The organism is Saccharothrix hoggarensis, from assembly GCF_042678885.1.
Classification (GTDB): Bacteria; Actinomycetota; Actinomycetes; order Mycobacteriales; family Pseudonocardiaceae; genus Actinosynnema; species Actinosynnema hoggarensis.
This window is the reverse complement of the sequence record NZ_JBHTLK010000008.1, coordinates 22,903-47,494: the sequence shown is the minus strand read 5'-3', so window position 1 is coordinate 47,494 and position 24,592 is coordinate 22,903. Positions and strand designations below refer to the sequence as shown.

The 24,592-nt window shown below is 72.7% G+C and carries 20 protein-coding genes; 11 read left to right on the top strand and 9 right to left on the bottom strand.

All coding sequences use genetic code 11. The annotated features are described in order from the left end of the window. The gene (locus ACFQ3T_RS03510) at nucleotides 1-933 is read left to right on the top strand and encodes an FAD-dependent oxidoreductase (RefSeq protein WP_380719665.1); all 933 of its coding nucleotides are present in this window, start codon (nucleotides 1-3) and stop codon (nucleotides 931-933) included. On the opposite strand, the gene ACFQ3T_RS03505 is transcribed toward ACFQ3T_RS03510, so the two are convergent. Continuing rightward, entirely contained in the window at nucleotides 930-1,337 is a 408-nt protein-coding gene (locus ACFQ3T_RS03505; protein WP_380719663.1) for a VOC family protein, read from the bottom strand. The two genes, ACFQ3T_RS03510 and ACFQ3T_RS03505, sit on opposite strands and share 4 nt — an antisense overlap. Nucleotides 1,338-1,432: 95 nt before the next feature. Beyond that, a complete protein-coding gene (locus tag ACFQ3T_RS03500) occupies nucleotides 1,433-2,248 on the bottom strand; it encodes a GntR family transcriptional regulator (protein ID WP_380719661.1) in 816 nt (271 codons plus the stop codon). A 183-nt stretch (nucleotides 2,249-2,431) separates the two neighbouring features. Between ACFQ3T_RS03500 and ACFQ3T_RS03495 the strand changes: the two genes are divergently transcribed. The 8 genes from ACFQ3T_RS03495 to ACFQ3T_RS03460 all read left to right on the top strand — a co-directional run bounded on the left by ACFQ3T_RS03495 (nucleotide 2,432) and on the right by ACFQ3T_RS03460 (nucleotide 12,813). Next, nucleotides 2,432-3,676, top strand: coding sequence for an extracellular solute-binding protein (locus ACFQ3T_RS03495; protein WP_380719659.1), 1,245 nt, complete (start codon nucleotides 2,432-2,434; stop codon nucleotides 3,674-3,676). 2 nt (nucleotides 3,677-3,678) lie between these two features. Next, nucleotides 3,679-4,632 carry a carbohydrate ABC transporter permease gene (locus ACFQ3T_RS03490; protein ID WP_380719657.1) on the top strand — a complete coding sequence of 318 codons (954 nt, stop codon included), beginning with the start codon at nucleotides 3,679-3,681 and terminating at the stop codon, nucleotides 4,630-4,632. After that, entirely contained in the window at nucleotides 4,629-5,450 is an 822-nt protein-coding gene (locus ACFQ3T_RS03485) for a carbohydrate ABC transporter permease (protein ID WP_380719655.1), read from the top strand. The genes ACFQ3T_RS03490 and ACFQ3T_RS03485 overlap by 4 nt, the downstream gene beginning before the upstream one ends. A gap of 35 nt (nucleotides 5,451-5,485) precedes the next feature. Then, nucleotides 5,486-6,979 carry a beta-N-acetylhexosaminidase gene (locus ACFQ3T_RS03480; RefSeq protein WP_380719652.1) on the top strand — a complete coding sequence of 498 codons (1,494 nt, stop codon included), beginning with the start codon at nucleotides 5,486-5,488 and terminating at the stop codon, nucleotides 6,977-6,979. A gap of 17 nt (nucleotides 6,980-6,996) precedes the next feature. Beyond that, nucleotides 6,997-8,379, top strand: coding sequence for a cellulose binding domain-containing protein (locus tag ACFQ3T_RS03475; protein WP_380719650.1), 1,383 nt, complete (start codon nucleotides 6,997-6,999; stop codon nucleotides 8,377-8,379). Between the two features lie 125 nt (nucleotides 8,380-8,504). Further along, on the top strand, nucleotides 8,505-9,767 hold the full coding sequence (locus tag ACFQ3T_RS03470; protein ID WP_380719648.1) for an MFS transporter: 1,263 nt from the start codon (nucleotides 8,505-8,507) through the stop codon (nucleotides 9,765-9,767). Further along, nucleotides 9,764-11,161, top strand: a complete 1,398-nt coding sequence (locus ACFQ3T_RS03465; RefSeq protein ID WP_380719646.1) for a pyridoxal phosphate-dependent decarboxylase family protein — start codon at nucleotides 9,764-9,766, stop codon at nucleotides 11,159-11,161. The genes ACFQ3T_RS03470 and ACFQ3T_RS03465 overlap by 4 nt, the downstream gene beginning before the upstream one ends. A 263-nt stretch (nucleotides 11,162-11,424) precedes the next feature. Then, a complete protein-coding gene (locus ACFQ3T_RS03460) occupies nucleotides 11,425-12,813 on the top strand; it encodes a GntP family permease (RefSeq protein WP_380719644.1) in 1,389 nt (462 codons plus the stop codon). Between the two features lie 58 nt (nucleotides 12,814-12,871). Here ACFQ3T_RS03460 and ACFQ3T_RS03455 read toward each other — a convergent pair whose 3' ends face one another. Beyond that, a complete protein-coding gene (locus ACFQ3T_RS03455) occupies nucleotides 12,872-13,723 on the bottom strand; it encodes a trypsin-like serine protease (RefSeq protein ID WP_380719642.1) in 852 nt (283 codons plus the stop codon). Between the two features lie 102 nt (nucleotides 13,724-13,825). Then, complete coding sequence (locus ACFQ3T_RS03450) at nucleotides 13,826-15,034, bottom strand: GNAT family N-acetyltransferase (protein ID WP_380719640.1); 1,209 nt, start codon at nucleotides 15,032-15,034, stop codon at nucleotides 13,826-13,828. Nucleotides 15,035-15,154: 120 nt separating this feature from the next. Here ACFQ3T_RS03450 and ACFQ3T_RS03445 point away from each other — a divergent pair, with 120 nt between their 5' ends. Next, a complete protein-coding gene (locus ACFQ3T_RS03445) occupies nucleotides 15,155-16,195 on the top strand; it encodes a phosphotransferase family protein (RefSeq protein WP_380719638.1) in 1,041 nt (346 codons plus the stop codon). Here the strand turns inward: ACFQ3T_RS03445 and ACFQ3T_RS03440 are convergent. The 4 genes from ACFQ3T_RS03440 to ACFQ3T_RS03425 all read right to left on the bottom strand — a co-directional run bounded on the left by ACFQ3T_RS03440 (nucleotide 16,189) and on the right by ACFQ3T_RS03425 (nucleotide 20,901). Beyond that, complete coding sequence (locus tag ACFQ3T_RS03440) at nucleotides 16,189-17,550, bottom strand: AbfB domain-containing protein (protein WP_380719636.1); 1,362 nt, start codon at nucleotides 17,548-17,550, stop codon at nucleotides 16,189-16,191. The genes ACFQ3T_RS03445 and ACFQ3T_RS03440 overlap by 7 nt on opposite strands. Before the next feature lie 60 nt (nucleotides 17,551-17,610). Beyond that, nucleotides 17,611-19,092 (bottom strand): family 43 glycosylhydrolase, encoded by a 1,482-nt coding sequence (locus tag ACFQ3T_RS03435; RefSeq protein ID WP_380719634.1) that lies wholly within the window; start codon nucleotides 19,090-19,092, stop codon nucleotides 17,611-17,613. A gap of 256 nt (nucleotides 19,093-19,348) precedes the next feature. Continuing rightward, entirely contained in the window at nucleotides 19,349-20,542 is a 1,194-nt protein-coding gene (locus tag ACFQ3T_RS03430) for an MFS transporter (RefSeq protein ID WP_380719632.1), read from the bottom strand. Then, nucleotides 20,539-20,901, bottom strand: coding sequence for a ClpX C4-type zinc finger protein (locus ACFQ3T_RS03425; protein WP_380719630.1), 363 nt, complete (start codon nucleotides 20,899-20,901; stop codon nucleotides 20,539-20,541). Before ACFQ3T_RS03425 ends, ACFQ3T_RS03430 begins: the two co-directional genes overlap by 4 nt. Before the next feature lie 153 nt (nucleotides 20,902-21,054). Here ACFQ3T_RS03425 and ACFQ3T_RS03420 point away from each other — a divergent pair, with 153 nt between their 5' ends. Continuing rightward, nucleotides 21,055-21,933 (top strand): bile acid:sodium symporter family protein, encoded by an 879-nt coding sequence (locus tag ACFQ3T_RS03420; RefSeq protein WP_380719628.1) that lies wholly within the window; start codon nucleotides 21,055-21,057, stop codon nucleotides 21,931-21,933. 383 nt (nucleotides 21,934-22,316) lie between these two features. Here the strand turns inward: ACFQ3T_RS03420 and ACFQ3T_RS03415 are convergent, their stop codons facing one another. Beyond that, entirely contained in the window at nucleotides 22,317-24,587 is a 2,271-nt protein-coding gene (locus tag ACFQ3T_RS03415) for a catalase (protein WP_380719625.1), read from the bottom strand. Between the last annotated feature and the right edge of the window lie 5 nt (nucleotides 24,588-24,592).

Here is a 24,592-nt window from a genome sequence, read left to right as displayed (position 1 = left end):
ATGAAGGTGACCGTCATCGGCGGCGGGGTGATCGGGTACACGTGCGCGCACGAGTTGGCGCGTGCCGGGCACGACGTCACCGTCCTCGCCGCCGACCCGCCCGACCGCACCACGTCGGCGGTGGCCGCGGCGGTGTGGTTCCCGTACGAGGCCGCACCGGCCGACGCGGTGCTGCGGTGGGGCGCGCGGTCGTTGCGGGCCTTCACCGAACTGGCCGCCGACCCGGGGACGGGCGTCTCGCTGCGGTCGGGGCTGGTGCTGCACCGCACGGCGTCGCCGGACCTCTGGTGGACGGCGGCCGTGGCGTCGGCCGAGACGGTCCTCGACGGGCTGCCCCACGGCGTGCCGAGCGCGACGCGGTGCACGTTGCCGGTGATCGACATGGGCCGGTACCTGCCGTGGCTGGTGGCTGCGGCGGGCGTGCGCACGGTGGTCGGCGAGGTGCGGGACCTGGCCGACGTCGAAGGAGCGGTGGTCGTGGCCGCCGGGTTGCGCTCCGGCGGGCTGCTGGCCGACGAGGACGTGACGCCGGTGCGCGGCCAGGTCGTGCGGCTGGCGAACCCCGGCCTCACCGACTGGCTGATCGACGACGACAACCCGGCCGGGCTCACCTACGTCGTGCCGCGGGACCACGACGTGGTGTGCGGCGGCACGGCCGAGCGCGGCGCGTGGTCGGTGGACCCGTCGCCCGGGGTGGAGACCGCGATCCTGACCCGCGTGCGCGACCTGGTGCCCGCGCTGCGCGCCGCGCTCGTGGCGAGCCGGGGTGTGGGCCTGCGCCCGGCGCGGTCGGCCGTGCGGCTGGACCGGGTCGAGCGCGACGGGCGCCCCGTGGTGTCGTGCTACGGCCACGGCGGCGCGGGCGTCACGCTGTCCTGGGGGTGCGCCGCGGAGGTGGTGGCGCTGCTCGGGCGGGACGGTGGACCGGTCTAGGAGCCGGAGATGTTGACCATCCAGCCGATGCCGAAGCGGTCCTGGCAGGCGCCGAACTCGTCGCCCCACATCTGCTTCTCGAGCGGGACGGTGACGGTGCCGTCGGCGGACAGCTTCTCCCAGTAGCCGCGCAGCTCGTCGACGTCGTCGCCGCTGAGGCTGATGTTGATGTTGTCGCCGGGGTTGTGCGGCATGCCGGGCGGCGTGTCGGCGGCCATGAGGGTGAAGCCGTTGTCGGTCTCCAGCATGCCGTGCATGATCTTCTCGGCTTCCGGGGCCTCGGGGCCGCTGAACTCGCCGAAGGTGTCGAGCCTGAGGGTGCCGCCGAAGACGGATTCGTAGAACTCCATCGCCTCCCGGGCGTTGCCGGCGAAGCTGATGTACGGGTTGAGGCGGGATGCCACGGGGTCCTCCTTGGTCGTGCCGGGTCCATCGAGGAGGCCCCATCGTCGCAGCACAGGGCGTATGCCGCAGGGCGACTCGCACCCGTCGCCGACGGCTACTGGACGTCGCCGGTGGTGGCCGAGCGGACCGGGCCGGCCGACGACAGGTCGCCCGGCGGGATGCCGGGGTGGTGGCCCTCGCGGGCGCCCGGCGAGGGCGCGGTCGGGGCGAGGGAGAGCCGCGAGACGATGCGGTAGCGGTCGCCCCGGTACAGCGAGTGGACGTACTCGACCGGGCGGCCGGTGGTGTCGTTGGTCAGGCGTTCGAACAGCAGGGCGGGCGCGAACACCGGCACGCCGAGCAGGTCGGACTCGACGTCGTTGGTGACGGTCGGCTCGATGGACTGCACCGCGTCGCTGACGTGCACGCCGTGGTCGGCCAGCCGGTCGTAGAAGTTGCCCGACTCCATGTCCTCGACGGTCAGGTCCGGGGCGACGGCGACCGGGACGTGCAGGTGCTCGATCGCCATCGGCGCGCCGTCGACCAGCCGCAGCCGGGCGATGTAGGTGATCTCGGCGGCCGGTGACACGCGCAGCTTGCGGCCGACGCGCGCGCCGGCCGGGATGCGGGCGTGCTCCAGGACGCGGCTGGTCCACGCGCCGCCCGCCTGCGGCAGGGTCATGGCCCGGTCGCCGGACACGAGTTCCTGGGTGATCTTGGCCGGCGCGACGAACGTGCCCCGGCCGTGCTGGCGGATGAGCAGGCCGGTGTTGACCAGTTCGGCCACCGCCGAGCGGAGCGTGGGCCGGGAGACGGACAGCTGCCGGCACAGCACGCGCTCGGCCGGGATGGGCACGCCCGGCGGGTGCGTCTCGATGAGTTCGAGCAGGTAGTCGCGCACCCGCTCGCGCTTGAGGATCGGTTCGGCCATGCCGCCTCACTTCGTCTTGCCCTGTCCCGTGGCCAGTATGTCAGACCAGTGGTCAAGTGCCTCTTGACGAAGATCGAGAGCGCTCTCACGGCTGTGAACTGGGTGTCGACTGTCACATTGGTCTATGCCATCTTCGGACACGCTCCACCTGGGTTTACCAATTGGTCAGCTGAGAGGTGAGACGTGCCGAACCGCTCCGTCGCCTTCGTCCTCGCTCTGGGACTCACCCTGTCCGCCTGCGGCTCCGGTCCCGACGCGTCGGGCGGCAAGCAGGAGATCACCGTCTGGCTGATGAAGGACACCGCCACCGACGACTTCACCGCCCGCTTCGAGACCGAGTTCGAGCGGGACCACCCCGAACTGGACGTCAAGGTCCAGATCCAGGAGTGGAACGGCATCACGCAGAAGGTGGCCAGTGCCCTGGCCAGCACCGACCCGCCCGACGTGATCGAGGTCGGCAACACGCAGGTCGCCCAGTACGCGGCCAGCGACGGCGTCACCGACCTGTCCGGCAAGGTCGGCGAGCTGGGCGGCGGGGACTGGATCCCCGGCCTGGCCGAGCCGGGCGCGGTGGGCGGCAAGCAGTTCGGCATCCCGTTCTACGCGGCCAACCGGGTCGTCATCTACCGCAAGGACCTGTTCGAGGCGGCCGGCGTGACGCCGCCGAAGACGCGGGACGAGTGGCTGGCCGCCACCGCGAAGCTCGACCAGGGCGACACCCAGGGCATCTACCTGCCGGGCCAGAACTGGTACGTGCTGTCCGGGTTCGTCTGGGACGAGGGCGGCGACCTCGCCGAGCAGCGGGGCGACCAGTGGTCCGGCTCGCTGAGCACACCGCAGGCGTTGGCCGGGGCGGACTTCTACCAGCGGCTGCAGGCGTTGGGCGACGGCCCGAAGGACTCCGACGAGGCCAAGCCGCAGCAGACCGACGTGGTGGCGGGCGGCAAGGTCGCGCAGTTCATCGCGGTGCCCGGCGCGGCCAAGCTGGTCGCCAAGGCCAACCCCGAACTCGCCGACAAGCTCGGCTTCTTCCCCATCCCCGGCAAGACCGCCGACCGGCCCGGCGCGGTGTTCACCGGCGGCTCCGACCTGATCATCCCGCTCGCCTCCACCCGCCAGGACGGCGCCTACCAGGTGGTCAAGGCGCTGGCCGGGGAGAAGTGGCAGGTCGAGCTGGCCAAGGCGATGAACTACGTGCCGAACCGGACGAGCCTCGCGAGCGCGGTCGGCGACGACCCCGGCGCGGCGGCGATGGCGGCCGGCGCGGTCAACGGGCGGGCCACGCCGAACTCGCCGAACTGGGCGGCGGTCGAGGCGCGCAACCCGATCAAGGAGTTCCTGACCGCGGTGCTGACCGGCGCCGATCCGGCCGCCGCGGCGGCCGAGGCGGACCGGGTGATCGCCCAGGCGCTCAACTCGGGCGCCTAGCGATGTCGACGACGCTGTCGCGGGCGGTCCGGCACCGCCCGCCGCCGACCCCTCCCCCGCCGCGCCGGCGTCGGACGTCGTGGTGGCCGTACCTGCTGATCTCGCCGACGTTGCTCGCCACCGCGTACCTGCTGCTGTACCCGTTGGCGCGCAACGTGGTGATCTCGGTGCAGGAATTCGGCCTGCCCCAGCTGGTGCGCGGCGACGCGCGGTTCGTCGGCCTGGCGAACTACGCGCGGGTGCTGACCGACCCGGAGTTCTGGGCGGTGGTGCGGCGGACGCTGGTGTTCACCGCGGTCAACGTGGTGCTGATCATGGTGCTGTCCACGCTGGTGGCGCTGCTGCTGGTGCGGCTGGGCCGGTGGCTGCGGCTGCTGGTGATGGCGGGGCTGGTGCTGGTGTGGGCGACCCCGGTGATCGCGGCGACCACGGTGTTCCAGTGGCTGTTCCAGTCGCGGCTCGGGGTGGTCAACTGGCTGCTGGTGGAGCTGGGGTTCGAGGGCTACCGCGACTACGCGTGGTTCGCCGACGGCCCGGCCACGTTCGCCATCCTGGTGGCGCTGATCGTGTGGCAGTCGGTGCCGTTCGCGGCGCTGTCGCTGTACGCGGCGATGGTCACCGTCCCGGGCGAGCTGTACGAGGCGGCCCGGATGGACGGCGCGGGCGCGTGGCGGGTGTTCGCCTCCATCACGTTCCCGATGCTGCGGGCCATGTTCGGGCTGATCACCTGCCTGGAGGTGATCTGGGTCGTCAAGGCGTTCGTGCAGATCTGGGTGATCAGCCAGGGCGGTCCGGGGCAGGCCACCACCACGTTGCCGGTGTACGCGTTCCAGGTGGCGCAGTCCTTGCAGCGCTACGACCTGGGCGCGGCGGTGTCGATGCTCATGGTGCTGCTGCTGGTGCTCGCGCTGCTGGCGTACTTCCGGCAGATGTACCGGCAGGAGGAGGTCTCGTGACCGGCCGGGTGCTGCGCGCGGTGGCGGCGTTGGCGGTGTTCGCGGTCTCGGTGTTCCCGGTGTACTGGATGGTGCTGACGGCGTTCAAGCCGACGCGCGACATCCAGGCCGCGACGCCGACGTTCCTGCCGTTCTCGCTGACGTTCGACCACTTCGGCACGGCGGTGGCCGCGCAGGGGTTCTGGTCGTTCTGGCGCAACAGCCTGCTGGTCGCGGGCGGAGCGGTGCTGTTGGCCCTGGTGGTCGCGCTGATGGCGGCGTTCGCGGTGGCGCGGCTGCGCTGGAAGGGGCGGCGCGGGTTCATCCTCATGGTGTTCGTCGCGCAGATGACGCCGTGGGAGGCGCTGCTCATCCCGGTCTACGTGATCGCGCGGGACACCGGGACGCTCGACACCCTGTGGATGCTCACGCTCGTCTACTTCATGATCACCCTGCCGTTCACCGTCGTGACGTTGCGCGGGTTCCTCGCCGCCATCCCCGTCGACCTGGAGGAGGCCGCCCTGGTGGACGGGTGCTCGCGGGCGCAGGCGTTCCGGCGGGTGGTGTTCCCGCTGCTCGCGCCGGGGCTGCTGGCCACGTCGCTGTTCGGGTTCATCACCGCGTGGAACGAGTTCGCCTTCGCCAACGTGCTGATCATCAAGGACCAGGACGACCGGACGTTGCCGGTGTGGCTGTCCTCGTTCAGCAACACCTTCGGCACCGACTGGGGCGCCACGATGGCCGCCTCGACGCTGTTCATGCTGCCGGTGCTGGCGGTCTTCCTGGTGCTGCAGGGCCGCGTGACCACCGGGATCGTCGGCGGGGCGGTCAAGGGATGACGGCGGCGCCCGCTCCGGCCGGGGAGGGCCGGCCCGTGATCCTGCCACGACCGACGCGGCTGGTCCGGCGGCACGGCCGGTTCCCGCTCGACCACGACACCGCGGTCCTCGCCACGCCGGGCGCGGAGGGCGCCGCCCGGCTGCTGCGGTCGCTGCTGCGCCCGGCCACCGGGCTGCCGCTGCCCCTGCACGAGGACGGCCGGGTGGTGTTCGCGCTGGACCCCAGGCTCGTCGGGCTCGGCGACGAGGGCTACGCGCTGACCGTGAACGAGCACGCGGTGGTCCTGCGCGCCGCCACCCGGCAAGGGCTGGCGCACGGCGTGCAGACGATCCGGCAGCTGGTGTCGCCGGTGGCGCTGGGCGCGCGGCCGGTGTCCGGTGTGGACTGGGCGCTGCCCGGCGTGGACATCCGGGACGCGCCCCGGCTGCCGTGGCGCGGGGTCCTGCTGGACGTGGCGCGGCGCTTCCAGCCGATCGGGGTGCTGCGCCGGTTCGTCGACCTGATGGCGCTGCACAAGCTGAACGTGCTGCACCTGCACCTGACCGACGACCAGGGCTGGCGGATGCCGGTGCCCCGGCACCCGCTGCTGACCTCGGTCGGCGCCTGGCGGACCGAGACCGACGGCGACGGCGTGCCGCACGGCGGCGCGTACACGCGGGCCGAGCTGTCCGCGCTGGTGGCCCACGCCGACGAGCGCGGCGTGCGGATCGTGCCGGAGATCGAGATGCCGGGCCACGCGCGGGCCGCGTTGGCCGCGTACCCGCGGCTGGGCAACTTCCCGCGGCGGCGGCTGCCGGTGTGGACGCGGTGGGGTGTCAGCGACGCCGTGTTCGGCGTGGACGACCGGGTGCTGGAGTTCTGCCGCGACGTGCTGGACGAGGTGCTGGACGTGTTCCCCGGCCGGCACGTGCACCTGGGCGGCGACGAGTGCCCGACCGCGGAGTGGGAGTCCAGTCCCGGCGCGTGGGCGCGGGTTCGCCGCGAGGGGCTGGCCGGGCCGCGCGACCTGCACGGCTGGTTCCTGCGGACGGTGGCGGAGCACGTGATCGCGCGTGGCCGGGCGCCGGTGTCGTGGGAGCCGATCGGCGACGCGCGGGCGGTGGTGATGCCGTGGCGCGACGCGGCGGACGCGCGGTCGGCGCTGGACCTGGGCCACGACGTGGTGATGGCGCCGCACCGGTCGACCTACCTCGACTACCCGCAGTCCGCCGACCCCGACGAGCCCGCCGGACAGCCCGGCCTGGTCGTGACCGCGCACGACGTCTACCACGTGCCCTTGCCGCACGGGGTGCTCGGCGCGCAGTGCGCGCTGTGGACGGAGTACGTGCCGACCGCCGAGCACCTGGAACGGCTGGCGTACCCGCGGCTGGCGGCGCTGGCCGACTCCCTGTGGGTGCAGCGCCCGTCGTGGACCGATTTCACCGACCGGATGCGCGAGCACTCGGCCCGGTTGACCGCGCTGTCCGTGCCCTCGGGGCCCCTGGCCGGAGAGGAGGACGACGCCCGCTCCCCTATCCCACCCTGCTGACTCGAGGAGAGACAACTGTGTCCGCACGCATGATCTCGGCGATCGGAGCCGCCGCGGTGTCGGTCGCCGCGCTGGTGGTCGCCCCCATCGCGATGGCCGCCGACGCGGTCACCGCCCAGTACCGGACCAGCGCGTCCGCCGCGACGACCGACCAGGTCGAGCCGTGGCTCAAGCTGGTCAACGTCGGCAGCACGACCGTGCCGCTGGCGGAGTTGAAGGTCCGCTACTACTTCAAGAGCGAGACGCCCGACGTCGGGTACCGCTTCGCCTGCTCGTGGGCGGTGCGCGGCTGCGGCAACGTCACCGGCACGTTCGGCACGCTGACCGGCGGTTCCGCCGACCGGTACCTGGAGGTCGGGTTCACCGCCGGCGCGGGGTCGCTCGCGCCCGGCGCCGACACCGGCGACCTGCAGCTGCGCTTCTACCGGTCGAACTGGAGCCAGATCAACCAGGCCGACGACTACTCGTTCCGCGCGTCGAGCACCTACTCGGCGTGGTCGCGGGTGACCGTGCACCGGGGCGGCACCCAGCTGTGGGGCACGTCGCCCGGCGGCACCGGCCCCACCACCACGACCACCACCACTCCCCCGCCCAACCCGAACGGCCCAGCGCTGTTCGACGACTTCAACTACGCGAGCTCCGGCGACTCCCGGATCTCGCAGCGCGGGTGGACGGTCCGCTCGGGCGGCGGCGGCCCCGGTGTGCCGGGCGCGGTCTGGGACCCCGCGATGGTCACGTTCCCGACCGTGGACGGGCAGAAGTCGATGCGGCTGGAGTCGTCCAACAACGGCTCGTCGGCGCGGCAGACCGAGCTGTACCACCAGCGGAAGTTCTTCGAGGGCACGTACGCCGCGCGGGTGAAGTTCTCCGACGCGCCGGTCTACGGCCCGGACGGCGACCACGTGGTGCAGACGTTCTTCACCATCACGCCGCTGAACAGCGACATGGACCCGAACTACGGCGAGATGGACTTCGAGTACCTGCCGAACGGGGGCTGGGGCGAGCCCGCGAACATCATGTACGAGACCACGTGGGAGACGTACCAGAACGAGCCGTGGATCGCGGACAACGTCCACACCGAACAGCGGTGGAGCCACGCGGGCTGGCACGACCTGGTGATCCAGGTGTCCGGTGGTCGGGTGAAGTACTTCATCGACGGCACGCAGGTGGCCGACCACGGGGACAAGTACTACCCCGAGACGCCGATGTCGATCAACTTCAACCTGTGGTTCATCTCGGGCGGCCTGGTCGGCGCGCCCGGTGACCGCGCCTACCAGCAGCACGTGGACTGGGTGTACTTCGCGAAGGACCAGGTGTTGAGCCCGGCGCAGGTCCAGTCGCGGGTGACCGGCTACCGCTCGTCAGGCGTGGACCACGTCGACACGGTGCCTGCGGCCTGATCCGCCCGTCGACCACCGGTCCGCCGCCGGGCGGGCCGGTGGTCGACCCCGTTCCGGCCCGACCGTCCGGCGCCCCGAAGTCGGTCTCGCGCGGGCGGCGGGTCGAATGCGAAACTTCTCCGCCTATGCGGCAGATCACTCGTGGTGTCCGGGCGGGGTACGCGACCGGGTCGTTCGTCACCGGCGCGTTCGGCACGGTGCCGGGTCTGCTGCTGCTCCCCTACCTGACCGACGGCCTGGCCGTGCCCGCCGCCGTCGCCGGGCTGCTGGTGCTCGTGCCGAAGGCGTGGGACGTGCTGTTCAACCCGGTCGCGGGCCGGATCAGCGACCGCGCCGGCGTGCGGCGGCCGTTCCTGCTGCGCGGTGGGCTCGTCACGGCCGCCCTGTTCGCGCTGCTGTTCGCCGGACCGTTCACCGGCGCGGGCGCGGCGGTGTACGTGGCGCTGGTGTTCCTGGCGTGCGCGACGGCGTACGCGTTCTTCCAGGTGCCGTACGTGGCGATGGCCGCCGAGATCACCGAGGACTACGACGAGCGGACCCGCCTGATGGCGTGGCGGATGGCGTTCCTGGCATTGGCGATCCTGGTCAGCGGCGCGGGCGCGCCCGCTGTGCGCGATGCGGTGGGCTACCCGGGCATGGGGGTGGCGGTGGCCGCGCTGATGGTGGTCGGCACGCTGGCGACGTTCGCGGGCACGCGGGGCACGCCGGTGTCCCGTCGCGCGCCCGCGGCGGCCGGTGTGGGAGAGCTCGTGGCGGCGGTGCGGGGGTCGCGGCCGTTCCGGCTGCTGCTGGTTGTGTTCGTGGTGCAGGCCGTGGGACTGGGCACGATGCTGGCCGGTGTCGACTACTTCGCCCGCCTGGTGCTGCGCGAGCCGGGGTCGCAGGCGGCGTTGTTCGCCGGGTTCGTCGGGCCCGCGCTGCTGGTGATGCCGCTGTGGCAGCGGGTCGGCCGGCGGCACGGCAAGCGGGTCGGGCTGGTCGCGGCGTCGGCGCTGTTCGCGGTCGCGGTGGCCGGGCTGACCGCGTCACGGGTGCTGCCGGTGGCGGCCGTGCTCGCGCTGATGGCGGTGATCGGCGTCGGGTACGCGGGCATGCAGGTGTTCCCGCTGGCCATGCTCCCGGACGTGATCACCGCGGAGGAGCGGCGGACCGGCGCGACGCGGGCGGGCCTGTTCTCCGGCGTCTGGACGGCCGGCGAGACGTTGGGGCTGGCGCTCGGCCCCGGCGTGTACGGGCTGGTCCTGGCCTTGGGCGGGTACGTGGCGAGCACCGACGGCTCGGCCGCGCAGCCCGCCGGCGCGGTGACGTCCGCGCTGCTCGGTTTCACCGTCATCCCGGCCGTGCTGGCGCTGGCGGCCCTGCCCCTGCTGCGCGAGGAGACCTCATGAACGACGTGTTGGCCGAGCTGCGCGCGTTGCGGGCCGGCGACCTGCCCACGCACGGCGGTCGCACGTTGGCCTACGTGTACGACAGCGCGCTGCCGGGGCTGGACGAGCTGGCGGCGTCCGCGCACGCCTTGGCGTCGTCGGTGAACGGGCTCGACCCGACCGCGTTCCCGAGCCTGCTGACGCTGGAGAACGACGTGGTGCGCACGGCGGCGCGGCTGTTGGGCGGCGGGGCCGGGACCGTCGGCACGGTCACGTCGGGCGGCACCGAGTCGTGCCTGCTGGCGGTGGTCGCGGCGCGGGACTCGCGGCCGGACGTCGCCCGGCCGTCGATGGTGCTGCCGGAGACGGCGCACGCGGCGTTCCACAAGGCGGCGCACTACTTCGGCGTGCGGGTGGTCGCGGTGCCGGTGGACCCGGTGACGTTCCGGGCGGACGCGGCGGCGATGGCGGCGGCGATCGACCCGTCCACGGTGCTGGTGGTGGCGAGCGCGCCGTCGTACGCGCACGGCGTGGTGGACCCGGTCGCCGAGATCGCCGCCGCGGCGCTCGACCGCGGGGTGCGGTGCCACGTGGACGCGTGCATCGGCGGCTGGGTGCTGCCGCACGCGTCCGACGTGCCGCCGTTCGACTTCTCGGTGCCGGGCGTCACCAGCATCTCGGTCGACCTGCACAAGTACGCGTACTGCCCGAAGGGGACGTCCGTGCTGCTGCACGCGTCGGCCGACCTGCGCCGGCCGCAGTTCTTCGCGTCGGCCGCGTGGCCCGGCTACACGATGCTGAACTCGACCACGCAGTCCACCCGGTCGGGTGGGCCGCTGGCGGCGGCGTGGGCCGTGCTGCGGCACATCGGCGACGACGGGTACCGGTCGCTCGCGCACCGGGCCCTGGAGAGCACGCGGGTGCTGCGGGAGGGCATCGACGCGATCGACGGGCTGCGCGTGCTCGGGTCGCCGTCGGCGACGTTGCTGGCGGTCGCGGCGGCGCGGGACGACTTCGACGTGTTCACCGTGGCCGACGAGATGAAGGCGCGCGACTGGTACGTGCAGCCGCAGTTCGCCCACCGCTCGTCCCCCGCGAACCTGCACCTGACCGTGACGGCGGCGAACGCCGGGCACGAGGCCGGGTTGCTGGCCGACCTGCGGGCGTCGGTGGAGGCGGCGGTGGCGGCCGGGCCGGTGCGGGTGGCGCCGGAGGTCCTGGAGTTCGTCGGCGGGCTGGAGCCGGACTCGCTCACGCCGGAGGAGTTCGCCGGGCTGCTCGCCGCGGCCGGGATGGGCGGCGGCGACGGCGTGCTGCCGGAGCGGATGGCGACGGTGAACACGCTGCTCGCGGCGGCGAGCCCGGCGTTGCGGGAGCGGCTGTTGGTGGAGTTCCTGGGCGCGCTCTACTCCTGAGCCGAGCGCCCACCCGGCCGTCCACGCCGCGGGGTCGGGTGTCCGAACCCGTTCCGGGCGACGCCGTCCCGGCCAGGCCCGAGGCACCCGCTTCGGGCCTTTTTCGGCGCGGGCAAAGGTGCTACCTTTCGCCGCCGAAGATCACCGTCCTGTCACCCGACGGTCCACTGTGGACGGTTTACCGCCGCCGTGCCACCCGGCCCCCGACGCGAACCCGGCCACCCACCGATCTCCGAGGAGCCCGACGTGCAACGGAGCTGTCGATGAACACCACCGAAGACTGGGTCCAGACCCTCGGCGCCGGCGCGCTGCTGGGCATCGCGGCCGGCGCGGTCGCCCTCCTGCTGATCATGATCATCTACCTGCGCGTGCACGCGTTCCTGGCGCTGGTGGTGGTCAGCCTGCTCACCGCGTTCGCCGCGGGCATCCCGGCGAAGTCGGTGATCACCATCCTGACCGGCGGGTTCGGCACCACGCTCGGCAGCGTCGCGCTGCTCGTCGGCCTCGGCGCGATCCTCGGCCGGCTCGTGGAGGTGACCGGCGGGGCCCGGTCGCTGACCGACGCGCTGATCACCGCGTTCGGCGAGCGCCGCGCCCCGCTCGCGCTCGGCGTCAGCTCGCTGATCTTCGGCTTCCCGATCTTCTTCGACGCGGGCCTGGTCGTCATGTTGCCGATCGTGTTCGCCGTGGCCCGGCGGCTCGGCGGGGGCGTGCTCCGCTACGGCCTGCCCACTGCGGGCGCGTTCTCGGTGATGCACGTCTTCGTCCCGCCGCACCCCGGCGCGGTCGCGGCCACCGAGCTGTTGGGCGCCGACGTCGGCCTGGTCATCGCGCTCGGCCTGCTGGTGGCGATCCCGACCTGGTACGTGACCAGCTACCTGTACGGCCTGTGGGTGGGCAAGCGGCTGGTGCTGCCCGTGCCGGACATCCTCAGCGGCGGCCCGCAGGCCGAGGACGGCGAGGACCCGCCGCGTCCGGGCGTCGTCGTCGCCCTCCTGCTGCTCCCCCTGGTCATGATCTTCGCCAACACCGGCCTCGACGCCGCGCGCGCCGCCGGCCTGGTCGACGGGGACGCCTCGTGGTACGCGGTCGCCCGGGCGCTCGGCTCGACCCCGGTCGCCCTGCTGACCACCGTGCTCGTGACGTCGTACTTCCTCGGCGTCCGCCGCGGGCAGGGCAAGGACACCGTCGAGAAGCTGGTCGACTCGGCGCTCGGACCCGTGTGCTCGGTCATCCTCATCACCGGCGCGGGCGGCATGTTCGGCGCCGTGCTGCGCGCGGGAGGCATCGGCGGCGCCCTGTCCGACGGCCTGGCCGACCTCGGCCTGCCGGTGCTCCTGGCCGCCTACGTCATCGCCGCCGCGCTGCGCATCGCCCAGGGGTCCGCCACGGTCGCGCTCACCACCGCGGCCGGCCTGATGCAGCCCGTCGTGCAGGCCGGCGGGTTCAGCGCGGTCGAACTGGCCGCGATCGTCCTGACCCTGGCCGCCGGCTCGGTGACCGTCAGCCACGTCAACGACTCCGGCTTCTGGTTGGTCGGCCGCCTGATGGGGATGGACATCAGGACCACCCTCAAGACGTGGACGGTCATGGAGACCACGATCAGCCTGATGGGCTTCGGGATCGCCTCGATCCTCTACCTCGTCGGCTAGCGGGTTCCGACCGACGGCGTCCCGCCGCACGTCAGGGTGGGACGCCGTCGGTCCGGTGTCAGGGCAGCGCGACGAAGGGCGCGAGGAACGACCGGGCCGCCGGGGCGTCCAGCCGGTAGGTGACGTTCGTGGCGTAGCAGGGAGCGTCGCCGGTGATCGTGGTGGCGACCAGGACGCGCTTGCCGCCGATCGTGGCGAAGTTCGGGCCGCCGGAGTCGCCGTAGCAGGCGCCGCCGTAGCCCTGGGACTCGATCATCGACAGGCGCAACCAGTTGTTGTTGAGCGCGTTGAAGCCGAGCGTCGCCTTCATGCGCACGCCGCCGCCGGGGTGCGTGTGGCCGCCGGGACCGTTTTGGGCCTCCTGGGTGCCGTAGCCGACTGCGGTGTACTCGGCGGTGTCGAGCGCGCGCGGGCCCATCGCGTCGAGCAGGCCCGCCGAGGGCAGGGTCGCCGGGGTGAAGGACCACCGCGCGGCCACCTGCCTGGCGGGCACCTCGACCACGGAGATGTCGTGCGGGTCCGAGGACGTTCCGGGGTAGTCGGGGTCGTTGTGCGCCACGCCCCGCACGCCGACGGCCGCCGCCTTCTGCGCGGGGGTGCCGGGGGCGCGGTCGAGCGCGGACTGCACGTCCTGCTCCAGCGACACGTAGAACTGGACGTTCGACGGCCAGTCCGTGGTGCAGTGCGCGGCGGTGAGGAAGGTGTCGCGGTCGACCATCGCGCCGCTGCACACCCAGTCGACCCGGTCGGGGGTCGCCGGGTTGTCGTCGTTGTCCCAGGTGGCGACGAGCGCGCCGACCTCGGTGCGCTCCGGCGCGGGCGTGGCGTTGTACGTGTTGATCGCGGAAGCGGGCGTGGCGGTCACGGCGGCGATCGCCACGACGGCGGCGGCCACGGAAGCTCTGCGCATGGGCACTCCTTGCTGCGTGCGGCGTAGGAGCGCGATTGAACTCCGCGGCGGACGGCCGGACAACCTACGGACGGGGGTTGACGGGCGCGTCCCCGCGGCCGGTCAGAACCAGTGCAGGCAGTGCGGGGAGCGCTCGGTGCGGAAGAGGGCGTCGGCGAGGGCGGCCGCGCCCGGGCGGTGGACTCGGACGTGTCCGGCGCGCACGAGCGCGCTCGGGGTGGTGCCGCCGAGGTAAACCGAGCCCAGGTCGCTGACGTCGAACGACAGGTCGGGCTCCCGGTCCGTCGCGACGCACCCGGCCGTGCCGTCCCGGACGGTCAGCAGGTAGCGGTCGGACTCGCCGAGGAACGGGTCCTCGACGTCGAGGACGAGCTCGCCGTCCGCGGACCAGCCGCGCGCGGTCAGCGCACGGGGGACGTCCAGCAGCCGCACCCACAGCCAGTCGGTGTCGTCGCCGACCTCGCCGGCGCGGAAGTCGGCGAGCTGCCAGCGCAGCGGGTGATCGGGCGGGACGTGCTTGAACACGACCCGGCCGACGAGGTCGTGGCCGAGCAGGAACCGGGCCAGGGCGGTGAAGGCGGCGTCGTCGGTGGCGACGGTCTCGTCCACCGTCAAGGTGCCGCCGTCGCCGATCGAGTAGCTCGCGTAGCCGTTGGGGACGCCGTCGGCGGCACGGTGGACGGCGACGTGCCGCGGTGTCGACGCGACCGGCGGTTGTCCCGCGCCCGAAGCCCACCAGCGGTGCGGGCGGGACAGCGCGCCGGGCTGCGCGCGGCGGTACCGGTCGTAGACCTCTTCCAGGATCTCGCCGCAGTCGGCGCGCCGCAGCAGCTCGACCGAGCCGGTGGTGTCCCCGCCCGCCCGCGGGACGGCGAAGGCGGCCTGGTGGCGTTGCACCGTCAGCCGTCGTGTGTAGGTCGCGGGTCCGTAGCCGAACCTGCGGTAGATCAGGGCCTCGGTGGCCAGCAGCACGGACAGGAACTCCCCCGCCGCCCGCAGGTCGGTGAGCTGGCGCCGCATCATCGCGCTGAGCACGCCCTGACGTCGGTGCGTGGGCAGGACGCCGACGGCGGTCACCCCGGCGGCCGGGACGACGACGTCACCGGGCAGGGTGAGTTCGAACGAGTACGCGCCCGCGGTGCCGACGGGCCGGCCGTCCGCCGTCACGGCGAGCAGGTTGCGCTCCATCTCGATCGCCGACCACCAGAGGCCGCCGGCCTCGGTCGGTGTTTCCGGCAGGCGCCCGAACGCGGCGTGGACCGTGTCGACGAAGACGTCGAGGTCCTGGTCGGTCGTCGAACGGATCTCCATCGCTGCCTCTCCCGCACCACCGGCGCCCCACGGCTCGTGGGTGTCGTGCCGCAGTCCAGCGCCGCTCCGCGTCCGGGTCAACCGGATTACGGCCGGCCCTCCGTGCGCGATCATGGCGGCATGCCCCCGGAGAACGAGCGTCCCGCGTCGCGGAGACACCTCGGCGTCGACGACCTGCGTGATGTGGCGAGAGCGGCGTTCGGGACACGCGGGCTGGTGTCCGCCGAGCGGCTGCGCGGCGGCACGAAGAAGGGCGTCTACCGGTTGCGGTCGGCCGACGGCGCGAGTGCGATCGCCTACGTCTGGCACCCCGACGAGGACTTCTGGCCGGACGCGCCCGGCGACCCGGAGGACCCGTTCCGGCACGCCTCCGGGCTCGGGCTGTTCGAGGACGCCCACGCCCGGCTGACGGCCGTGGGCGTGCGCGTGCCGCGGCTGCTCCTGCGCGAGCCGGGGGGACGGCTGGGTGACGTGGCGGTGGTCGAGGACGTCCGCGGCGGCACGCTGGAACGGCTGATCGCCCGTGACCCCCGGCGCGCGGAAGCGGTGCTCGCGCGGCTCGGGACGGCGGTCCGCGCCATGCACGCCGCCGCCACCACCGACCCGGCGCGGCACGACGGCGTGGAGCACGTCGTGCTGCGCCGGGCGCTGGCCCACCTCGCCGAGGCCGCCGCCCGCGTCGACCGGATCGCCGACGCGGCCGAGCGGCTGGCCGACCTGCTGCGGTCACGGCACGCCGCTGTCGTGCCGCGTTCGCGGTTCGGCCTGGTGCACGGCGAGCTGGGGCCCGACCACGTCCTGGTCGACGCCGACCTGGACGAGCCGGTGCTCATCGACATCGAGGGCGTGATGGCGTTCGACGTCGAGTGGGAGCACGCGTTCCTGGAGCTCCGCTTCGGCCCGCACTACCACCACTTCGCCGATCCCGCCCTCGACCCGGCCCGGTTGGGCCTCTACCGCCTGGCCTGCCACCTGTCGCTGGTGGCCGGTCCGCTGCGGCTGCTGGACGGCGACTTCCCCGACCGCGCCGGGATGGTCGAGATCGTGGAGCAGAACGTCCGCCGCGCGCTGGGGCAGCTGTCGGGGAACGCCGCGGACGCGACACGCCGCCGTGGTGTCGCGCCCGCGGTCCCGGTCGACGCCGACCGCGAAGGTCAGTAGCCGACCTGGAACGTGGCGTCGGCCCGATCGCTCGTGGTGCTGATCGGGTCGATGCGCAGGAGGTAGTTCGCGTGCCGGAGGTACCGGTCGGGGTAGTTGTGCGACCGGAAGGACGTCCAGGCGCCGTCGGCGAGGCCGGCGACGCGGTGGAAGGTGGCGTCGGCGGCGAAGGCGGCGCTGCCGTCGTTCACCGCCAGGCCCACCACGAAGCCGCTGTGCCGCAGGTACCGGTCGGGGTAGTTGACCGAGCGGAACGACACGCCCGACGCCGAGGCGAGGCCGGGCACCAGGCGCCACTGCGAGTCCTGGTACGGGTCGAACGGGTAGGGGTCGATGCGCCCGGCGTTGTCCGCGTGCCGGACGAGGTGGTCGGGGTAGTTGTAGGACTTGATCCGGTTCCACGCCGGGGCGCCCCAGTGGGCCAGCAGGTTGGCGTGCTCGGTGGCGGTGATGCCGCAGATGGTGGGGTGCTTGGCGTTGAGCGGCTGGGTGTACTGCGCCTTGGTGAGCGGCGTCCACGAGTTGGTGTTGATGTCGCCGCTGCGCCACGCGTACAGCTCGCCGTTGACCGGGGCGAACGAGTCGCCCCACAGCCACCACTCGTTGCGGTTGTGGGCCTTGACGACGATCGGCGCCTCGATGCCGCCGTTGACGACGCCGCTGGTGTAGGTGGTGAAGCTGCGCGGGTCGAGCGTGGCGGAGCGGGCGCCGTAGAGGCGGCCGTCGGCGAAGCTCTTGTAGTACAGGAAGTTCACGCCGTTGCCGACGTGCACGGTGGCGTCCAGGACGTTGAAGCCGGGGTCGAAGAACAGCTGCGGCGGGCCGATGTTCACGAAGTCGGTGGTGTAGTTCACCCAGATGCCGTCACGGCCGCCGCTGTTGGCCGAGTAGACGATGCCGTACTGGCCGCGCGCGGCGTCCCAGAACGCCTCCGGCGCCCACGTGTGGGTCGGCATCGAGTGCATCTTCAGCCGCCGGTAGCCGGTGAACGACCGGAGGTCCGGTGAGTCCCAGGCGTGGATGTACTGGTTCTGCTGACTGAAGTCCGTGCCGGTCAGGTCGGTCGCCAGGACGATGAACCCGCCGCTCTGCTTGCGCATGATGAACGGGTCGCGCAGGCCGCGGGTCCCCGCCGTGGGCGTGGCGACGGGGTTGTTCTGGTTCAGCGGGGTCCACGTGAGCGCGTCCGTGCTGACCGCCAGGTGCAGCGCGTACCGGTCGGCGATCCGCGACGGTGATTCGGTGAAGTAGCCCATGACGTAGGCGGAGTCGCCGGGCGCGGCGCCGGCGATCCCGGTCTTGGCCAGCGCCAGGGTGGCCAGTCCGCCGGCCAGCAGTGTGCGTCGTTGCAGCATCAGCCTCGTGCCTCTCGAGGGGCCCCAGGGCGGGCGGGAGACACCCGCCCTGGGGGATTCTCATTCGCCGGACGGTGCGGCGAGCGTGGTGCCGAGCCGGACCGGGGTGCCGAAGTTCGGCGTCCCGTCGGCGTTCCAGGTGAACTTCTGCGCGCGGGTGGAGCGGTTCATGTCGCAGCCGCCGGACGCCGAGTCGTTGGCGTGGTAGACGATCCAGTCCTCGGTGCCGTCGGGCGACTTGAAGAACCCGTTGTGGCCGGGCGCGAACACGCCGTTGGCGTCGTTGCGCTGGAAGACCGGGTTGGGCGACTTGGTCCAGTGCGCCCGGTTCAGCGGGTCCGTGCCGGTCAGCGTGAGCAGGCCGAGCTTGTAGTCCGGGCCCCAGCACGCGCTGGCCGAGTACACGATCATCGTGCGACCGTTGTGGTACAGCGGTTCCGCGCCCTCGTTGACCGGGTGCGTCTGCCGTTCCCAGGCCAGGGTGGGCTGGGAGATCGTGCGCCGTGCGCCGCTGATCGTGTACGGGTTGGACAGCGGGGTGATGGTCAGCGACTGGGTGCCGTCGATGGCGCTGCCCATCAGGTACAGGCGGCCGTTGTGCTGCAGGATGCTCGGGTCCAGCTCCCACGTGTTGCCCAGGTCGGCCTTGAACGTGTACGGGCCCATCGGGTCCGTGCCGGCGCTCTCGATGACGTGCAGGCGCTGCGTGGGGTTGAAGTCCGGCACGTTCTGCCCGGCCACGTAGTAGAGGTACCAGCGGCCGTTGAGGAGGTGGAACTCCGGCGCCCACATGTTGCAGCACCCGTTCGCGCGGCCCGCCAGGTTGAAGATCACCTGGTCCGGCGCGGAGGACAGGCCGGCCAGGGTGGTCGAGCGGCGCATGGTGATCGTGGAGTTCCACGTCGTCGTGGCCAGGTAGTAGTAGCCGTTGTGGTACTGCAGCCAGGGGTCCGGGCCGTTGCGCTTGATCGGGTTGGCGAACGTCCCCGGCGTCTGCGCGCCCAGCTTCACGAGCTGCCACTGCTGGTTCGTGCCGCCGGTGTCGGGCCACTGGATGATCTGCGCGCCGTCGGCGGTGGAGAAGTCGAGCACGTCCACCGCCTTGCCGCTGTTGCGGTTGATCAGCCGGACGAACCCGCCCGCGGAGTCGGCCAGCCGGAACTGCTGGTTCGTCGCGTTGCGGTCGGTCCACTGGATCAGGTTCGCGCGGTCGGCGGTCGAGGCGCCCTCGATGTCGAGGACCTTGCCGCTGTGCACCGACCGGAGCCGGTAGTAGCCGCCGCCGGAGTCGATGAAGCGCCACTGCTGCCAGGCGCCGTCGTTGCGGGTGTACTGCGAGATGCGGGCGCCGTCGTTGGTGGCGAGGTTGTAGACGTCGAGCGCTTTGTTGCTGTTGCGGTTGACCAGCACGTACGTGGCGTTGACGTCGACCACGGCGGCCGAGGCGACGGGCGGCACGGCCGCGGTCAACGCCCCGAGCAGCGTGGTGACGACCGCGACGACGAAGCCACCGCGTCGCACGTTCCGATAAGCCGAACTCATGGTTGCTCTCCCTGCGACGCTGCATGGACGAACACACGACGGTCCGCTCCGCGGGGGACGTGGGGCGGACCGCTGGTGGGGCGGCGTGAGCGGCGGTTCGCGACCGCGGTGGACGGGATCACCGACCACCCGACCGCACGGCTGTTAACGCTAACAGCACTTTCCGCCGGACTTCAATAGGCAACTTGCCCTTAACTTGACACGCTGGCTTGGTGTCGAATGGTTTCAACACCATTGCGCGAACGGCCGCGCTTTCTTACCTGTTAGCGATAACAGACGGCCGCGTGCGCCCCGCCGTCGTCACGGTCGCGAGCACGGCGACCCAGCCGGCGAACACCAGCGACGTCGTGCGCGGCCCCACCGCGTCGAGCAGCACGCCGGCGGCGCCCGCGCCCACCGGGGTCGCCGCCCAGATCAGCACGCTGAACGCGGTGCCGACCCGGCCGAGCAGGTGGTCCGGCGTGACCTCCAGCTGGTGGCTCAGCGCGGCCACCCCGAAGCACGGCATGGACACCGTGAACAGGGCCAGCACGACACCGATCGCGACGAGGTCGCGGGCGAACGCCAGCACGACCCACAGCACTGCCTGCAGCCACACCACGGACAGCAGCAGCCCCGTCAACCCGAGGCGCGCCTTGAGCTTCGGCGCGACCGCCGCACCCACCACACCGCCGACGCCGAGCGCCGCGAACAGCGCGCCGATCACGGCCGGTGACGCGTCCCGCGCCGTCACGATCGCGACCAGCGCGATGCCGGAGACGGCCACCTGCAACCCGGCGGCGGTGAGCGCGATCGACCGCAGCGACCCGTGCCGCCACAACCACCGCACGCCTTCGCCGACCTCGGCCCGCAACGACCGCCTCGCCCGCGGTTCCGACGCGCGGAAAGGCGTGCGCACCAACGAGAGGCACAGCGCGGAGGCCAGGAACGACACCGCGTCCACGACGAACGGCAGGCCGCGGGACAGCTGCAGCAGCAGGCCACCGACCGGGCCGGCCAGCACGCCGGTCGCCGCCTGGGCGGTCTCCACGGTCGACACGGCGGTCGTCAGGTGGTCCTTGCCGACCACGTTGGGCAGCACGGCGTTCTCGGCCGCGCTGAAGAACACGTGCAGCACGCCGCCGACCAGCCCGGTGGCGAACAGGTGCGCCGGGGTCAGCACGCCGAAGAGCAGCGCCACCGGCACGCTCGCCATGGTGGCCGCGCGCCCCAGGTCGCACCACACCATCGTCCGGCGGCGGTCCCAGCGGTCCACCAGCGCGCCGGCGGGCAGGCCGAGCACCAGGTACGGCACGGCGCGCACGGCGGCGAGCGCGCCGGCCGCGGTGGCGGACCCGGTGAGGGCGAGCATCAGCAGCGGGTAGGCGAGCTGCGAGACGCCGTTGCCGAACGACGACAGCGTCTGCCCGGCCCAGACCAGCCGGAAGTCGCGGACGCGCCACACCGTCACGCGAACCGCTCCCACGCGGACTGGCGGCTCATGCCGAGCGCCGCGCCGATGCGGGCCCAGGTGACGCCGCGGTCGCGCAGCTCGGCGACCCGGTCCCGCAGCCCCGTCTCGACCTGGGCGGCGGTCGCCGCGATGCGCGGCAGGTGGCCGAGCAGCTCGTCGTCGGACATGGCCGACCACTCCGGGACGGTGACGTCGGACGTGCCGCCGTCGCCGGCGGGGTTCTCGGCGTCGGCGTCGAGGATCGCGACGCAGGCCGACACGCAGCCGTCGCAGATGTAGATGCCCGGCCCGCTGACGATCTTGCGCACCTCGGCGGCGGCCTTGCCGCAGAACGAACAGCCCGGCGGGTGGGTCATCGGCGCTCCCGTGGTTGTCAGGCACTGCCTGACAGCGTAGCGCGGATCACCGAATGCCATCGAAGTGCCGCCGGATCTCCCGATTCGTCCCGTTCTGGGAGAGGATGCGCTCCTCCCGACCGCGGGTTCGACGCAGAAACGCAGGTGATCGCCATGGGCTCCGCACTGACGAGCGTCGGCCTCCCGATCGCGCTGGCCGTGGTCATGTTCGGGCTCGGGCTGTCGCTGACGGTCGCCGACTTCGCCCGCGTCGCCCGCGAGCCCCGCGCGGTGGCGGTCGCCCTGGCCACGCAACTCTTCCTGCTCCCGCTGGTGTGCTTCGGGCTGGTCGTGGCGCTGGGCCTCGACCCGGTGCCGGCGGTGGGCATGATGCTGCTGGCCGCGTCGCCCGGCGGCACCACGGCGAACCTGTTCAGCCACCTGTTCCGGGGCGACGTCGCGCTCAACATCACGCTGACCGCCGTGAACTCGGTGCTCGCCGTGGCGACCCTGCCGCTGGTGGTCAACTTCGCGCTGAACCACTTCGAGCCGCCGGCCGAGGGCGCGGTGGGGCTGGAGTTCGGCAAGGTCGCGCAGGTGTTCGCGATCGTGCTGGTGCCGGTCGTGCTCGGGATGCTGGTGCGGCGCTGGTCCGCCGCGTTCGCCGACCGCGCGGACAAGCCGGTGCGGATCTTCTCGGCGGTGGTGCTGGTGGCGGTGATCGCGGGCACGATCGTCGCCGAGCGCGACAACATCGCGGGCTACCTCGCCGACATCGGCCTGGTGACGGTGCTGTTCTGCGCGTGCAGCCTCGCGGCCGGCTACCTGCTGCCGCGCCTGGCGAGGGTCGGGAAGCGGCAGGCGATCGCGTCGGCGTTCGAGGTCGGCATCCACAACAGCACGCTGGCGATCACGGTCGCGGTGACCGTGCTGGGCAGCGAGCGGCTGGCCGTGCCCGCCGCCGTGTACGGCGTGGTGATGTTCCCGCTGGCCGCCGCGGCCGGGTACCTGCTGACGCGCGCGAGGGTCGGGCGCGACACCGTCGCGGGCTGACCCCTCCCACCTCGCACGGCCGCGGCCGGTCGGTCAGCCGGCGCACACGGGGCACCGGTGCGGTCCCACGGGTCTGGCCCGGCCTCCCCACCCGACCGCGGTCGCGGCCCGCCACAGCGGAGCCCACCCGGGCTCCGCCCGCGGGTGGGTGCGCCCGCAGTGGTCGCAGATCAGGACGAGGGTCGAGGCGTCGGGGTCATCCGGGATGGCGGTCACTATCGGCTTTCCGGCAGGCGGCGTCGGACGGGCGCCGGCCGCGTGCGCGTGCCACGGCCGGCGCCTGGTCGTGCACCCCTGGGATTCTGGTGCCGCCCCACTTCCCGGATGACCGTTTGCCGCCCTCCGGACCTTGCGATCACCTTGCGATGCGCTCGTCCGGCCCGTCAGGCGACGGTCGCGGGGAACCTCTCCCACACCCGGTGGGCGCCGAGGAGTTCGACGACCTGCCCGAACACCTCCGCCGGGGTGTCGCCGACGACCACACCGGGGTCGCCCTCCGCGCATCCCGCCTCCAGCAGCGCGTTGCGGCCCGTGCCCCACGCGCCGATGGCCTTGGCGTGCCGGAAGCACTCCTGGACCATCAGCACCACGCGCGGGTCGACGGACACGGCGGGCGCGGCGGCCTTGGCGTCGCGGTTCGGCAGCGCGTCCGGGGCGGGCGGCGGCGCGGCGGCCACGAGCAGCGCGTCGAACTCGATCGACCGGGCGGTGAGGAACGTCCGCTGCGCGTCGAGCCCGTCCTCCAGCTGCCCGCCGCGCGCGGCGATGATCAGCGGCGTGAGGCCGGCGGCGTCGATCGTGGAGCGCAGCTGGTGCAGGCCGTCGAGGCTGTCGGGGTCGTCCGCGTCCACGACGATGCCGATCATCCGGCCCTCCACCGGCCACACCTGCCCGACCTGCGACAACGCCGGGCTCGGCGTCACCTCGGGCACGGGCACGGTCGCTTCCGGCGCGGGCAGGCCGAGGCCTTGGGCGACCAGCGCGCACAGCTCGGCGTCCACGTTGGCCAGCACCCGCAGCTGGCGTTCCTTGATCGCCTGCTCGTAGCACTTGCCCAGCTCGAACGTGAACGCCCGCACCACGTGCTCGCGCTCCACCGCGCTCAGGCTCCGGTAGAACAGCCGCGGCTGGGTGAAGTGGTCCTGGAACGACGTCGGCGACTCGCGCCGCTTGACCGACTCGGCCACCGGCTGCGGCACCTCGATGTACGCGCCGACGTCCGCGCCCGCCATGAACGGGCAGCCGCCGTCCAGCGTGTTCGGCTTGTACGGCGCCACGCCGCTGTGCACGGCGTGCTGGTGGAACCCGTCGCGGAACATGTCGTTGACGGGCGCGTGCGGCCGGTTGATCGGGATCTGCCCGAAGTTCGGTCCGCCCAGCCGGCTCAGCTGGGTGTCGAGGTAGGAGAACAGGCGGGCCTGGAGCAGCGGGTCGTCGGTGACGTCGATGCCGGGCGGCAGGTGCCCGACGTGGAACGCCACCTGCTCGGTCTCGGCGAAGAAGTTCGTCGTGTTCCGGTTGAGCGTGAGCATGCCGATCGCCTGCACCGGCGCGAGCTCCTCCGGCACGATCTTCGTCGGGTCGAGCAGGTCGATGCCCTCGAACGTCTGCTCCGGCGTGTCCGGGAAGACCTGGATGCCCAGCTCGAACTGCGGGAACGCGCCGGACTCGATGGCGTCGGCGAGGTCGCGGCGGTGGAAGTCCGGGTCGACGCCGTTGATCAGCTGCGCCTCCTCCCACAGCAGGGAGTGCACGCCCAGCTTCGGCTTCCAGTGGAACTTCGCCAGCGACGTCACGCCGTCCGCGTTGACCAGGCGGAACGTGTGGACGCCGAAGCCCTCCATCATCCGGTAGGAGCGGGGCACGCCCCGGTCGGACATGTGCCACATGACGTGGTGGGTGGCCTCGGTGTGCAGGGACACGAAGTCCCAGAACGTGTCGTGCGCGCTCTGCGCCTGCGGGATCTCCCGGTCCGGGTGCGGCTTGGCGGCGTGGATGATGTCCGGGAACTTGATGCCGTCCTGGATGAAGAACACCGGGATGTTGTTGGCCACCAGGTCGAACGTGCCCTCGTCGGTGTAGAACTTCGTGGCGAACCCCCGCGTGTCACGGACGGTGTCCGCCGAGCCGCGCGAACCCACGACGGTGGAGAACCGGGTGAACACGGGAGTGGTCGCGCCCTCCGCCAGGAACCCGGCCTTGCACACCTGGGACGCGGTGCCGTAGCCGACGAACACGCCGTGCGCCGCCGAACCCCGCGCGTGCACCACCCGTTCAGGGATGCGCTCGTGGTCGAAGTGGGTGATCTTCTCGCGCAGGTGGTGGTCCTGGAGCAACGTCGGGCCGCGTTCGCCGGCCTTGAGCGAGTGGTCGGTGTCGTACAGCCGCGCGCCCTGCGCCGTCGTGAGGTACTCCCCCTGCTGCTCCCGGACGTCCGCCGCGGCGCCGGTCCCCGCGCCGGTGGCGCTGAGCGTCGCCGGTGACGCCTGGTCAGGCTTGCGCGGCAGCGGGCCCTGCGGCTCGCTCGGCGGGTCCACCGGCGGCGGCGCGCTGCCCGGCCTGCCGGGCGCGGGCGGCGTCACCAGGTCGGCGACCTTCTCGACGGCTTTGTCCAGCGCCTCTTTCACGACCTTCGCTGGCTTGATCGGGTCCACGTGCT